General features: G+C 38.9%; 17 protein-coding genes. All 17 read right to left on the bottom strand.

All coding sequences use genetic code 11. The features are described from left to right. Nucleotides 1-15 precede the first annotated feature (15 nt). On the bottom strand, nucleotides 16-207 hold the full coding sequence (gene rpmI / locus NZ900_04840; GenBank protein MCS7233410.1) for a 50S ribosomal protein L35: 192 nt from the start codon (nucleotides 205-207) through the stop codon (nucleotides 16-18). A gap of 15 nt (nucleotides 208-222) precedes the next feature. Beyond that, the gene (infC, locus tag NZ900_04835) at nucleotides 223-732 is read right to left on the bottom strand and encodes a translation initiation factor IF-3 (protein MCS7233409.1); all 510 of its coding nucleotides are present in this window, start codon (nucleotides 730-732) and stop codon (nucleotides 223-225) included. 172 nt (nucleotides 733-904) lie between these two features. Then, on the bottom strand, nucleotides 905-1,708 hold the full coding sequence (locus tag NZ900_04830; protein ID MCS7233408.1) for an RluA family pseudouridine synthase: 804 nt from the start codon (nucleotides 1,706-1,708) through the stop codon (nucleotides 905-907). Nucleotides 1,709-1,710: 2 nt separating this feature from the next. Beyond that, the gene (thrS, locus tag NZ900_04825; GenBank protein ID MCS7233407.1) at nucleotides 1,711-3,597 is read right to left on the bottom strand and encodes a threonine--tRNA ligase; all 1,887 of its coding nucleotides are present in this window, start codon (nucleotides 3,595-3,597) and stop codon (nucleotides 1,711-1,713) included. A gap of 21 nt (nucleotides 3,598-3,618) precedes the next feature. Further along, complete coding sequence (locus NZ900_04820) at nucleotides 3,619-4,863, bottom strand: glycosyltransferase family 2 protein (protein MCS7233406.1); 1,245 nt, start codon at nucleotides 4,861-4,863, stop codon at nucleotides 3,619-3,621. Continuing rightward, nucleotides 4,863-6,287, bottom strand: a complete 1,425-nt coding sequence (gene gltX, locus NZ900_04815; protein MCS7233405.1) for a glutamate--tRNA ligase — start codon at nucleotides 6,285-6,287, stop codon at nucleotides 4,863-4,865. Before gltX ends, NZ900_04820 begins: the two co-directional genes overlap by 1 nt. Nucleotides 6,288-6,292: 5 nt before the next feature. Then, on the bottom strand, nucleotides 6,293-7,042 hold the full coding sequence (locus NZ900_04810) for a septal ring lytic transglycosylase RlpA family protein (GenBank protein ID MCS7233404.1): 750 nt from the start codon (nucleotides 7,040-7,042) through the stop codon (nucleotides 6,293-6,295). Beyond that, nucleotides 7,039-7,518 carry a 2-C-methyl-D-erythritol 2,4-cyclodiphosphate synthase gene (gene ispF / locus NZ900_04805; GenBank protein MCS7233403.1) on the bottom strand — a complete coding sequence of 160 codons (480 nt, stop codon included), beginning with the start codon at nucleotides 7,516-7,518 and terminating at the stop codon, nucleotides 7,039-7,041. Before ispF ends, NZ900_04810 begins: the two co-directional genes overlap by 4 nt. A gap of 1 nt (nucleotide 7,519) precedes the next feature. After that, nucleotides 7,520-8,635, bottom strand: a complete 1,116-nt coding sequence (locus NZ900_04800) for a TRAM domain-containing protein (protein ID MCS7233402.1) — start codon at nucleotides 8,633-8,635, stop codon at nucleotides 7,520-7,522. A gap of 4 nt (nucleotides 8,636-8,639) precedes the next feature. Beyond that, a complete protein-coding gene (gene recR, locus NZ900_04795) occupies nucleotides 8,640-9,245 on the bottom strand; it encodes a recombination mediator RecR (protein MCS7233401.1) in 606 nt (201 codons plus the stop codon). Then, nucleotides 9,236-9,529 (bottom strand): YbaB/EbfC family nucleoid-associated protein, encoded by a 294-nt coding sequence (locus tag NZ900_04790; GenBank protein ID MCS7233400.1) that lies wholly within the window; start codon nucleotides 9,527-9,529, stop codon nucleotides 9,236-9,238. The genes recR and NZ900_04790 overlap by 10 nt, the downstream gene beginning before the upstream one ends. Nucleotides 9,530-9,543: 14 nt before the next feature. Continuing rightward, nucleotides 9,544-9,990, bottom strand: coding sequence for a 23S rRNA (pseudouridine(1915)-N(3))-methyltransferase RlmH (locus NZ900_04785; protein ID MCS7233399.1), 447 nt, complete (start codon nucleotides 9,988-9,990; stop codon nucleotides 9,544-9,546). Beyond that, the gene (locus NZ900_04780; protein ID MCS7233398.1) at nucleotides 9,935-10,150 is read right to left on the bottom strand and encodes a DUF951 domain-containing protein; all 216 of its coding nucleotides are present in this window, start codon (nucleotides 10,148-10,150) and stop codon (nucleotides 9,935-9,937) included. Before NZ900_04780 ends, NZ900_04785 begins: the two co-directional genes overlap by 56 nt. Then, on the bottom strand, nucleotides 10,147-11,355 hold the full coding sequence (locus tag NZ900_04775; GenBank protein MCS7233397.1) for a peptidoglycan DD-metalloendopeptidase family protein: 1,209 nt from the start codon (nucleotides 11,353-11,355) through the stop codon (nucleotides 10,147-10,149). Before NZ900_04775 ends, NZ900_04780 begins: the two co-directional genes overlap by 4 nt. Continuing rightward, nucleotides 11,315-12,202, bottom strand: a complete 888-nt coding sequence (gene ftsX, locus NZ900_04770; protein ID MCS7233396.1) for a permease-like cell division protein FtsX — start codon at nucleotides 12,200-12,202, stop codon at nucleotides 11,315-11,317. The genes NZ900_04775 and ftsX overlap by 41 nt, the downstream gene beginning before the upstream one ends. Beyond that, nucleotides 12,195-12,875, bottom strand: coding sequence for a cell division ATP-binding protein FtsE (ftsE, locus tag NZ900_04765; GenBank protein MCS7233395.1), 681 nt, complete (start codon nucleotides 12,873-12,875; stop codon nucleotides 12,195-12,197). The genes ftsX and ftsE overlap by 8 nt, the downstream gene beginning before the upstream one ends. After that, nucleotides 12,862-13,800: a transketolase family protein gene (locus NZ900_04760; GenBank protein ID MCS7233394.1), complete on the bottom strand. Its 939-nt coding sequence runs from the start codon at nucleotides 13,798-13,800 to the stop codon at nucleotides 12,862-12,864. The genes ftsE and NZ900_04760 overlap by 14 nt, the downstream gene beginning before the upstream one ends. Nucleotides 13,801-13,802: the final 2 nt, after the last annotated feature.

Genomic DNA, 13,802 nt, shown 5'->3' with positions numbered 1-13,802 from the left:
TTTCGAAAATCCGCTTTAGGCGTAAGGTAACATCTTTTTAACATTAATAGCATCTCTACCGCTTAAATAAGCAGCTTTCCTCAACTGTCTTTTCCTCTTGGAGCTCTTTCTTCTTAAAAGATGGCTCCGCCCTGTCTTCATATATTTAACTTTCCCAGTAGCAGTTAACTTAAACCTGCGTGCTATGCTTTTACGAGTTTTCATCATCAGAACATCCCTCCTCTATTTTGGAGCAAGCATAACGCTTATAGACCATCCTTCAGCTCTCGGACCCCATTCAAGCCTGCTAAGGTCCTTTGTTTCCTCTATTACCTTCATCAAGATATCCTTACCATCTTCGGCATAACTCATCTCTCTACCCTTAAAAAGCATGGAAACTTTTACCTTACACCCCTCCTGAAGAAACTCTCTTATGTTCTTAAGCTTAAACCTATAGTCATGCTCCTCTATCTTAGGTCGCATTCTTACCTCTTTAACAACTGCCCCCCTAGGCTTATTCTTAGACTGCTTCATCTTTTTCTTAAGCTCGTAACGATACTTGCCATAATCCATTAGCTTACAAACTGGGGGATCAGCCTCTGCAGCCACCTCTACAAGATCCAGTTGTTTATCATTTGCTATCTTCAAAGCTTCACTGATATCCATGATACCAATCTGTCTTCCATCTTCATCAATAAGTCGGACTCTTTTTGCCCTAATTTCTTCATTAATACGATATTCCTTAATATCCATCACCTCCATAAAATTTTAAGAGGGCAGATAGAATACACCTATCTGCCCTCTTAAAGTTATCCCCTTTATTCTACCCTGTAAGCTAGCCTTCAGCCACAGGGTGAGAGGCAGATAGATGCCCCTTCTTCGAAATTTCAATCGAAGTATATCATGAAATCTTTGATAAGTAAAGTCAAAACAGGGCTTTTAAGGCCTCTTTAAAATCACCAGGAAGAGAAGAAAAAATACTAACAAATTTCCCTAAAAATGGGTGCTCAAACGATATTTCCTCACAGTGAATCATAATCCTCGGGATCTTTCTTAAAACCTCTTCCCTGATTATACCCCTCTTATAAAGCTTTTCACCTACGACTGGGTGTCCAATCTTTGAAAGATGAATCCTTATCTGATGCTTTCTTCCAGTCAGTATCCTTACTTCAAGAAATGTAGCTATTTTACTTCTTTCTATAACCCTAAAAAGCGATATTGCCTCCTTTCCATCGACAGGCAAGCTAACCTTAAAAGAACTTTCCCTTATACTGCCCTCAGCTATAACCTTGTAAACCTTGTTAAGAAGCCTCTTTCTAAATAGCTCTTTAAAAACTCCAAAGATATTATCATCTTTAGCGAAAAGTAAGACACCAGTTGTCTCTAAATCTAATCTATGTATAGCTCTAACCCTTTTACCATTTCTATTTAATATGGCTTCAAGGCTCCAAGGTGATTCATTAGTTAAAACGAACGGCGGCTTATCCACGGCCAAAATATAATCATCTTCGTAAAGGACCTTATAGCTAGAATCTAACTCAAGAAAAATAACCTCAATCTTATCACCAATACGAAGCTGAAAATTCGCCTTAAGTATTCTCTCCTCGTTGACGAAAACCCAACCCCTATCTACAATTTTTTTTATTACTCTTCCTGAAAATTCAAGCTTCTCTTTTAAAAAATCTCTTAAAGACGAGGGTTTCTCAACAAAAAATCTTAAAAACTTCAATTTTATTTAAAGCTTTTCTTCCTTTCTTCAAGCATAACCAAGAATTCTTCTAGAGTATAGCTACCTATATCCCCTTCCTTTCTCTCTCTTACAGACACTTTTCTCTCACTTACCTCTTTATCTCCTATTATAAGCATATAAGGAATCTTCTCAAGCTGGGCACTTCTTATCTTATAACCTAGCTTTTCATTTCTATCGTCAAGCTCAACCCTATAATCCCTCTGATAGAGAACATCGTAAACCGCTTTGGCAAAAGGTATGTGTGCTTCCCCTACTGTTAACACCCTAACCTGAACAGGAGCAAGCCATAAAGGAAACGCACCAGCATAATGCTCAATAAGAATTCCAAAAAACCTCTCAAGACTACCATATATTACCCTATGAAGCATAACTGGCCTATATCTTCCACCATCAGGACCTACATAGGTTACATCAAACTTTTCTGGAATAAGAAAATCAAGCTGAATCGTACCACACTGCCATGTCCTACCTATGCAATCCTTAAGCAAAAAATCTATCTTTGGACCATAAAAAGCACCTTCCCCTTCCCTTATATCATAAGGGATAGAAAGCTCTTCCAAGGTAGCTTTAAGAGCGTTGGTCGCCTTTTCCCATATCTCATCGGGTCCCATAGCTTTTTCAGGCTTAGTGCTTAAAACTACCGAGTACTCAAAACCAAAGATGTCCCTATAAAAGCGATCAGCAAGCTTAATGATCCCCTCTATCTCTCCTTTTATCTGATCAGGAGTACAGAATATATGGGCATCATCTTGAGTAAAGGCTCTAACTCTCATCAGACCATGAAGAACACCTGATCTTTCATGCCTATGAACCACACCTAGTTCCGCTAACCTAAGAGGAAGATCTCTGTAGCTTCTCATACCCTCCTTAAAAACTAGAATAGCACCAGGACAATTCATAGGCTTTATAGCGTAGTCCGCTTCGTCTATCTTAGTAAAATACATGTTTTCTTTATAATGATCCCAGTGTCCGGATCTCTCCCAAAGCTCCCTTGAAAGAATAATAGGCGTTCTAATCTCCCTATAACCAGCCCTTCTATGCTCCTTTCGCCAAAAGTCTATAAGCTCATTCAATATGATCATACCCTTAGGATGGAAAAACGGAAACCCAGGGCCTTCCTCATGAAGACTGAAAAGCTCTAACTCTCTACCAAGCCTCCTGTGATCTCTTCTTTTAGCTTCCTCAATTCTATTCAGATAATCCTCAAGCATTTCTTTCTCTGGAAAAGCAGTACCATAAATTCTTTGAAGCATCGGATTTTTCTCATTTCCCTTCCAATATGCCCCAGCTACACTTAAAAGCTTAAAGTGCTTAACATATCCAGTTGAGGGAAGATGAGGACCAGCACAAAGATCTACAAATTCACCTTGCCTATAAAAGCTAACCTTTTCGTTAGGGATATCTTCAAGAAGCTCAAGCTTGTAAGGTTCATCCTTAAGAAGCTCTTTAGCTTCATCCTTAGTTTTTACCTCTTTAATTACAGGATAATCCAACTCCACTATCCTTTCCATTTCCTTTTCTATCTTTTCTAAATCTTCAGGAGAAAAGCCCTCGGAATGATCAAAGTCATAGTAAAAGCCACTTTCTATAGCAGGCCCAATTCCTAGCTTAACCCCAGGGAAAATCCTCTTAACTGCTTGTGCCATTATGTGAGAAGCAGTGTGCCAAAAAGCCTTTTGAGAAGCAGGATGAGAAAAATCAAGAAACCTTACTTCACAATCTTTCGTAACAGAAAAGCTTAATTCTACTATTTCTCCATCCACCTCTGCCATAAAAATACCTTTTAATCCCAAGTTTTTTAATATATCAATAAGCTTAACTCCCTCTTGAACTTCTAACAACTTACCATTAACTCTTATATGTAACATGCTCACCATCCCCTTTAAAGCTTAAGCTTGGCTTACCTCCTCTAACGTTAAAGCCCTCGTATGTCTCGTATGAGACCATTGTTTAACCCTAAATGTTAAAAGAGCATGAGCCACCAAGGGTATCCAAGTCAGGCTCCATAAAAATAAGTAAATAAAGTAAGGAAAAGCCCTTATGGGAACCTTCTCCTGAACCATAGCTACAAAAGGATAAAGCCATATCCATAAAGACATCAAAAACCAAAACCAGAAAGGAAAAACCCAAACATAAGAAAATCTCTCAATATCAACTTCAGCCACATGAGAAAAGAAGAGAAAGAAAAGAATAACCCCTCCTAAAAGTATCCTTAACGGAGATATAGCATAAAAGAACATATCAAGCATATAAAACTTCCCCTCAAAAATGGCCTTCTTAAAAAGAAGAAGACCATATCTCACAGCTACATCCCAGTGCCCCCTCATCCATCTTAGCCTTTGATTCCACGACTCCTTAAAAGTAAGTGGTTTTTCATCATAAACTTTGGCATCGTGTATCCATCCAACTTTTATACCAGCTAGATTAAGCCTCATCGTAAGTTCAAGATCCTCTGTCAAAGAGGATAAACCTAGAGCATATTTTTTTATCAAATCCATCGAAATAGCAAAACCAGTTCCCCCCAGAACCGCTGATAAACCTGTTCTCCATCTCGCAAACTGAAAAACTCGGTTAGATATCCAATACCCCAAAGCATAAGCTTTGGTAATCCAACTATCGAAAGGGTTTTTCGTATCTAGGTAACACTGAAGAACCTTTTCACCAGAAAGCATTCTCTCATTAACCTTTTTAAGAAAATTGAGAGAAACCAAGTTATCCGCATCAAAAACACAAACAGCATCAAACTCTTTACGTTTTAAAAGCTTTCTAAAGGCCCAATCAAGAGCATATTGTTTTCCCCTTCTTTTAGAATCGGTCCTTTCCCATACCATAGCACCAGCTTCCCTCGCGACTTTAGCTGTGTTATCAGTACAGTTATCTGCTATGACCACAATCTTGTAAAGCTCCTTAGGATAATCAAGCTCCCTTAAATTGGAAATCAATTTTCCAACAACCTTCTCCTCATTATGAGCTGGAATAAGAATAACGAACCTTAAATATTCATCAACAGCATGACTCTTTTTCTCTTTCCATGGCAAGAAACTCAAGGTATAAATAACCACATAATATCCGCCTACTAAGGCAGTAAAAGTTTGTAAAAAAAACAATATGTAATTATAAAGAGTTTCTTCCATCACTTTCCTCCAACGTAAGATAAGACTTCTTCTACCCTGAGAAGGGCTTTCCTCACTCCGAGAAGCTCTATAATATAATAAAGTTCAGGGCCCGATTTTCTACCAGTTACAGCAACTCTTAAGGGAAACAAAACTTTTCCTCTCTTAAGCCCAACCCTGTTAACCACCTCTTTTAAAAGCTCCCACGCTTCTGAGAAAGATACATTTTTATATTTAAAAGGAGAAAACACTTCTATGAAAGTCTTCAAAACCTTAGGAACATTTTCATCGCGAAGAGTTTCCTCCATTTCCAAAGGGAGAGGTAAGGAAAAATTTATCAAAGGTAGCGCTTCATCAACCATCTCTTGAAGAGTAGAAGTATGCTCCCTATAGACGAAAACCACTCTCTTAAGCCATCCCTCATCCATAGGAAAACCTTTTTCCAGGAAGAACGGAAGGGAATATTCATAAACCTTATCAAGGGGTAAGTTTCTCATATAGTGCCCATTCATCCAGCGAAGCTTACCTATGTCAAATATGGCTGGGCTCTTAGAAAGTCTATCTAACGAAAAGGCCTTCACCATTTCATCCATAGAAAATATCTCCCTCTCATCAGGAGGAGACCATCCAAGCAAAAGAAGATAATTATTCATTGCTTCAGGAAGATAACCTTCTTTTCTATATTGAGATATCGAAACGGCACCATGCCTTTTGCTTAGCTTACTTCTGTCCGGTCCCAGAATCATAGAAACGTGAGCAAACTGAGGTGGTTCCCACCCAAAAGCTTGATAAATAAGAAGCTGTTTTGGTGTATTTGCTATATGCTCATCAGCTCTTATAACATGAGTTATACTCATATAGTGGTCATCTACTACAACAGCAAAGTTGTAAGTTGGTATACCATCAGATCTCATTATAACAAAATCTCCAACATCTGAAAGACTAAATCTAAGTTCTCCTCTAACAATATCTTTAAAAATTAACTCACCGCTTTCAGGAACTTTAAACCTTATAGCTGGAACTCTACCTTCGTTCTCAAGTCTCCTTTTTTCATCCTCAGAAAGCTTTTTACACCTTCCATTATACTTTGGGGCAATCCTTCTTAAAAGCATCTCATCTCTCATTTCTTCAATCTCGGATTCGGTACAATAACATTTATAAGCAAAGCCTTTTTCCAAAAGCTCAAGCGCATGCTCCTTATATAAGGAGAGTCTCTCCGTCTGACGATAAGGACCCTCATCCCAGAAAAGCCCTAACCATTTAAGATCCTCCATTATGGATTTTTCAGCCTCTATAGTAGAACGTTCTCTATCAGTATCCTCAATTCTTAATATAAAAGAGCCTCCCATCCTTTTAGCAAAAAGATAATTATAAAGAGCAGTCCTTGCACCCCCAACGTGGAGAAAGCCTGTAGGACTGGGAGCAAATCTTACTCTAACGTTCAATAATTTCACCTCTTTCCTCCAAAACGATCATCCCATTGAATAACTTCTACTCTAACTTGAGCAATTCCTCTCCCTTTCATCTCCAACACCTCAGCTGCAGCCGTGGATAGGTCTATTATCCTGCCACGAACATATGGTCCCCTATCAACTATCCTGACTACAACCCAACGCCCAGTCTTAAGATCGGTAACCTTCACAAGCGAATTAAAGGGAAGGGTTCTAGATGCTGCAATAAGTTTTTTGTCCCAGTATATCTCACCGCTTGCGGTCTCCCTATTATTCCATTCGCTTCCGTACCAAGATGCTATACCTTCAATAATCCTGGGATGAGATATACTGCGGGACCAAAGCCTGTAAGACTGAAGGGATGCCATCCCATAACAAAGGTTATTCAACCAAATAGCAGCAAGATGAAAGGGGGTAGTCCCATTATCTCTCGCGTCTTCCTCAGTAACTTTAAAAATTTCCTCATTATTGTACTTGATTAGATATCCGTCCTTACCTTTCACTATCTCGAAGTCCCTAAACAGAAGCCCCCTTTCCCAGAGACTATTAATTTTATTAACAAACTCACTCGCTCTCCTCTCGGGATTACCTCTTCTCAACCTCATCACATATTGCCCAGCAAATCTAACTTCCACTTTGTTCTTATCTTTTACCTCATACCAACATGGAAAAGTAGAAGAACCATAAACCATTCCCGCAACTAAAAACTGGTATAAAAGTAAAAGTGCAATCAACACCTTCTTATTCACTTTTTCCCCACCACCTTTACGAGAGTTATAGCAGCAATACCCTCTTTTCTCCCCAATGCTCCAAGCCCCTCTGGGCTAACAGCCTTTATACTTACATTATCTAAATCAAGATCAAGAAGCCTAGAAAGTTTCTCCCTCATCAAGGGAATATAACTCTTAAGCCTAGGGGCTTCAGCAACTATAGTAACATCCACTTGATAAGGAACGTATCCCTTTTCTGCAACTATTTTCAGAACTTCTTTAAGAAGTATTTCGCTTCTTATATCCTTGTAAGTTGGATCCCCTGAAGGGAAATAATCCCCCAAATCTCCTAAAGCTAAAGCTCCGAGAAGAGCATCGCAAAGAGAATGGATAACTACATCGGCATCAGAGTGCCCCAGTAAACCCATAGAATAGTCTATCTCAATGCCACCAAGAAACAATCTTCTTCCTTGAACAAGAGGATGAATATCATATCCAAGCCCGATCCTATCCATATCACTTAGTTATTCTCTTTATTTTCCCAAATATCATTCTTCCAGCAGCTGTTTGAAGAACACTTGTAACCTGAAGTTCAACAACTTTGCCTATGTAAGACCTACCTTCCTCAACTACAACCATGGTCCCATCATCCAAGTAACCTACACCTTGTCCAGATTCTTTACCCTCTCTTATAATTTGAACCTCTAACTCCTCTCCAGGTAAAACTAAAGGCTTAAGAGCATTTGCAAGCTCATTTATATTAAGCACCCTTACCCCTTCAATATTAGCCACTTTGTTAAGATTATAATCCGTAGTAATAATTTCAGCGTTAAGCTTCTTCGCAAGTGTAATAAGCTTTTCATCTACACTCTTACCATCGACTTCATCCTCATATATTCTAACCCTATCTTTACCTTCCTTCTGAATCTTAGTCAAAATATCAAGCCCTCTTCTTCCTCTACTCCTTTTCATCGGATCCGTTGAATCAGCAACATACTGAAGTTCATTTAAAACAAATCTCGGTATGAGAATACTTCCTTCAAGAAATCCAGTTTTATATATATCAAGAATCCTGCCATCTATTATAACACTTGTATCCAAGATCTTAGGACAGGGGAGCTCAGTAACATATGCTTCCTTCTTAGATGGTCTCAGAGACAACTTATCCTTCAAGCGCGGTATTAAACCTAATATAGTCATTATCTCCTCTTTTTTTCTTAAGGCAAGCCCAACACCGAGATAACCAAAAATTATATTAAGTATCAGGGGAAAATACTCTCCAATAATAGGTATAGGAGTTAATGAAACGGCTAAAAGATTGGCAACTATAAGACCTAATATCAAGCCAAGTAAACCTATAGCTATATCTATAGCAGGTAGCTTTTGAAGGTCACTTTCTACTCTGCTCACAACCTTAAGAATAACCCTTATTATGCTTGGTGATAATATGTACATTATAAAGCCACCAATAACTGTAACAGCCCCTACAAGGCTCATTTTTTCTACAGCCGTTAGAGAATAATCTATATATCTTAAAACGTAGGGGCTAACTTGATAACCTATTCCTAAACCCAAAAAAACAAAAACAAACTGAAGGATCCTCTCCACAAAATAAATCTGTTTTCCTGCCAAAGCCTTACACCCCCTCGATTTCTCTCCTTCCCTCAAAAGCCTTCGTTAATGTAAGACTATCAGCCATATCTACATTACCACCTATAGGAATTCCAAAAGCCAAGCGTGTTATTCTAATCTTAAAGGGTTTAAGAAGATCAACTATGTAAAACATTGTAGTATCCCCTTCTACACTCGGATCCAACGCTAAGATAATCTCCTTTACATTAGCATTTTCCAATCTTCTTATAAGACCCTGAAAATTCAAGTCCTCTGGTCCTATTCCATCAGCAAAGGATATTAATCCACCTAAAACATGATAAACCCCCTTGTAAAAGGAAGCCCTTTCTATGCTTAAGAGATCAAGCGTATCTTCAACTACACATATTGTAGATTTATCCCTCCCCTTATCTAAACATATACCGCAAGGATCTGTGTCGCTTAAAGCCCCACAAATGGAACAAGGTTTAAGCCTTTCCCTCACATCAATCAATAACTCTGCTATTCTTCGAATCTTTTCAGGTTTTTCCTTAAGAAGATGAAAAACTATTCTTTGAGAGCTTTTTTCTCCTAAACCAGGGAGCTCACTCAAAAGCACCACAAGCTCCCTCAAAGACTTAGCTAGAACCAAGGAAGTTTCATCCCCCCTAAAAGGCTTCCCATTCTGCTCATAGCAAGCTCTCTTGCTTTTCTTAAGGCATCATTAGTAGCTGCCACAATTAAATCTGAGAGCATATCTATATCTTCAGAATTTAATAACTCGGACTCTATATGAACTTCAAGTATCTCTTGTTGACCATTAGCTATAACCCTAACCATACCTCCTCCTGCTGACCCTTCAACCTTTTGGGAAGCTAGCTCTTCTTGTATTTTAAGGATCTTTTCCTGGAACTGCTTTAACAACCTTCCTTCCAAACGTAAACACCCCCTTAATAATGATAGGGCTCTCCTCTCATAATCTTAAAAGCCCTATATATTTGCTCAATAAGAATAAGCCTTGCAAGCTCGTGAGTAAAGGTCAGCTTTGAAAGAGCCCAAACTTCTAAAGCCGATTTTCTAATCTGCTCAGAAAAACCTCTGACTCCGCCTAAAGCAAAGACAGGTTCTTCTCCTTTCAAAAAAAACTTCTCTAATCTCTTAGAAAAATCTAACGAGGTTAAAAGCTCGCCCCTTTCATCTAAAGCTATAAAGCAATTATTATCTTTAACTATCCTTAAAATATTATCCCCTTCTTTTAAAGGATCTCCTACCTCTTCAACTTCATCAATCAGTATTCTACAAAATGGAGAAAGCCTTTTAATATACTCACTTATAGCCTCCTTATAAAACTTCTGTCTTATTTTCCCTACCGCCACTATCCTCACCCTGTAAGCCATTTTTAAGAGCAATCCTCCGCAATCTCTCCCTTGATATCCATATCTCCCTTCCACACCCAAGACATCTTAACCTAAAATCTAGACCTTCTCTTAAAACCATCCACTCTTTACTCCCACAAGGATGCGGCTTTTTAAGCTTAACTATCCTATCAACCTTCATCGTGGTAAATAGGCCAAAGGATCTACTGTCCTTCCATCCACTCTAACTTCAAAATGAAGATGAGCTCCAGTAGTCAGACCCGTATTTCCAACACTTCCTATAACCTGACCTTGAGAAACTCTATCCCTCTCGTTAACTACTATGTCATTAAGATGGGCATAAACAGAAGCAACCCCACCCTCGTGAAGGATTATTACAACCCTTCCATAACCCTTAAGCCATCCAGCAAAAATAACCTCTCCTCCCGCAGCAGCTTTAACTGCCGTTCCTAAAGGAGCCTCTATGTCTATACCTGCATGAAAATCCCGTGTACCAAACTGAGGATGAACTCTATATCCATAACTTGAAACAATTTTACCGCTCACCGGCCAAATCATACGAATTCTTCTCTGACCTAACCTAAAACCGCTGATTTCACCGCTTCTTCTCAAACTTGCGGCTTCCCTGTCGGCTATAAGTTTCCTTATCGTCACCTCTAACTGTCTTGAAAGCTCCTCAAACTCTGCGTAAGCTTTCTGGTAAAAGGCCTTTTCCTGACGAACCTTATTTAGCAAGGCTTCTCTTTCTGACTTCTTTCGATTTAAGGAAGCGATTTCTCCCTTAAGCTTCTCCCTTAAAGCTACTAATTCTCTTAATTTTTTCTCAAGCTCTAGTTTTTCTCTTGAAACTTCCCTTTCTCTACGTTCTATTTCCTCTATTAATGAGGCTTCATAAGAAGCTATTCTCCTTAAATAAAGACTATTTAGAGCAAGACTTTCCCAACTTGAAGCTCTCAATAAAGCTTCAAGGTAACCTGCTCTTCCATACCTATACATAGCTTGAACTCTACTTGCAAGAAGTTCCCTTTTAGATTCAAGCTCAGCAAGAAGTTTCTCTATGAGCTTCTTTTTCTCGTTTATCTCAGCATTAAGCTTGTCAATCTTTAAGCTCGTTATTTTAGTTTCAAGGGTTAGCTTCTCTATCTCTTTATCAAGCTTACCTATCTCTTCAAGAAGACTTTCCTCTCTCTGAGCCCTCGTCTTAATTAGCCTCTCTTGCTCCTCGAGCTGTTTTTTAATCCTATCTAAAAGCTTTTGCTTTTCAGCTATCTCTCTATCATAATCTAAGGCTGAGACTATTGAGGAAAATAAAAATAGGGAAAAAAATATATATAAGAAGAGACTCCTATTCAACAGCAACCTTCCCCAAAAGCCTCTGAACAGCAAAAAGCCCACCTCCCAAACCTATCAGAAGCCCGCCCAAGGAAATAAAACCACAAAGTTTGTAAATAAGCGTCATATCGTTAATTAAAGGAATAAAAGGAAAATTAAGAGCAACAAGATCTAAAGCCTCTCTGTATACGAAAAAGAGACCTATTGATGCAACAATTCCTCCTATACCTCCAAGGATAACACCTTCAAACAAGAAGGGTAACCTTATAAACCAATGAGTTGCACCAACAAGCTTCATTATCTCTATTTCCTCTCTTCTTGCATAAACCACAAGCCGAATGGTATTGAATATAACAAGCAAAGCAGAAACTAAGAGTATTAGAGCTAGAACACTTCCACTATAAACTAAAAGCCTTTGCAGAGCCAAAAGCTTCTGAGCAGCCTCCTTACCATAAATTATCTCTTGTGTCTCTCTCCAGTTCTTTATAATACCTACTACACTATCTATATCAGACGCCTTTTTAACCCTTATTTCAAAGACATCGGGCAAAGGATTGGTCTTAAGCAAGCTCAAAAGATCCTCTCTTCCAAGCTCCTTTGCAAGATTTCTTAAACCCTCTCCACGAGAGACAAATTTCGCTTCCTTAACGCCTTCAATAGAAAGGATACTGCTATAAAGTCTTTGAACATCCTGAGGAGTGGGGTTACCTTTCAACACAAGCCTTATTTCAAGACTTTGAGATAGACTCTCTACAGCAAAACGAATATTAATCCCCACAAGTAGAAATAAACCTACAATAAAGAGAACTATAAATATTGTTGTAACAGTAAGCAAACTCATAAAACCATGACGCCACAATCCTTTCAAAGCTTCTCTAAGAAAATATTTAAGCTTATACATTGTAAACCCCTTCCTTATCGTCCCTTACAAGAGTTCCGTCTTTCAAGGCTATTACTCTTTTCCTCAAAGAGTTAACTATATCCCTATTATGAGTAGCTACTACAACTGTAGTCCCATGTAGGTTCGCTTCTACTAACAAGTCCATTATGCTCCTTGCAGCCTCAAAATCAAGGTTTCCTGTAGGTTCATCAGCTAAAAGTATAGGAGGATTATTAACAAGAGCCCTTGCTATAGCTACACGTTGGCGTTCCCCTCCAGAAAGCTGATAGGGTAGAAGATTTTTCCTGTGCGACAAACCGACTCTTTCAAGAATCTCTTCAACCCTTGCTTCAGCTTCATCACGATTACAACCGATAACTTCCAAAGCGAAAGCTATATTTTCATAAACAGTCTTATAAGGAAGAAGCTTAAAATCTTGAAATACAAACCCTATCTGCCTTCTTAAATAGGGAATCTCCTTTTCCTTCATCTTAAGAAGGTTCTCGCCCATCACATAAACGCTGCCACGGGTTGGTTTAATTTCCCTATATATCAGCCTAAGGAAAGTTGTCTTACCAGAACCAGTAGGACCTATAAGAAAAACAAATTCCCCTTTTTCAATGTTAACCGTGACATCCTTTAAAGCCACTATATTGTGAGGGTAAACTTTTGTAACCATACTAAAACTTATCAAGGAATTTTTTCACCTCTCTTGTTATTCCTTCAGCATCAAGCCCCACATGCTTTAAAAGCTCAGCAGCAGACCCTGAACAACAGAAAGTGTCTCTTACACCTAATCTTTTCAAAGGGCAGGGAAGTTTTTCCGATATCAACTCCGCAATAGCCCCTCCAAGACCACCTATTATACTATGATCCTCAACAGTTACAACCCTCTTCGTCTTAGATAAGCTATCGAGAATCAGCTCCTCAGGCAAAGGCTTTATGGAATAGGAATCTATGACCTCAGCAGAAATGCCCTCACTAGCGAGCATTTCAGCTGCAGAAAGAGCCTCAAAGACTACAGGACCCTCAGCAACTATCGTTACATCTCTACCTTCCCTCAAAAGCTTTCCTCCTCCTAAATTGAAGACTTCTCCTTCCGAGTATATATCCGGAAGAGACACCCTAGTTAAACGAACATAAAAAGGCCCCTTCTCCTCAGCAACTTTTAAGATCAGAGAATATGTAGATTGATAATCAGAGGGAGCTAAAACTCTCATGTTAGGCATCACTCGCATTAAAGCAAGATCCTCAATAGCATGATGACTTGCTCCATCCTCTCCAACAGTAATACCCCCGTGCGTAGCAACTATTTTAACATTAGCCGAAGAGTAAGCTATCGCAACTCTAACCTGATCATAAGCTCTCGAAGTGGCAAAAACAGCAAAAGTACTTGCAAAAACGGTTTTACCAGAAATAGCCATACCAGCAGCAGTAGCCATCATATTAGCTTCGGCTACTCCCATATTAAAAAATCTCCTGGGAAAACGAGCACCGAACTTAGCCGTTTGTGTAGATGTAGAAAGATCTGCATCAAAAACAACTATATCATCTCTTTCCTCCCCAAGTTTTATTAGAGCTTTAGCATATGCTTCTCTCGGAGATCTCTTTGTCACCATTC

Source organism: Synergistota bacterium, assembly GCA_025060595.1.
Lineage (GTDB): Bacteria > Synergistota > GBS-1 > GBS-1 > GBS-1 > 42-11.
This window is presented reverse-complemented; position numbering and strand designations above follow the sequence as displayed.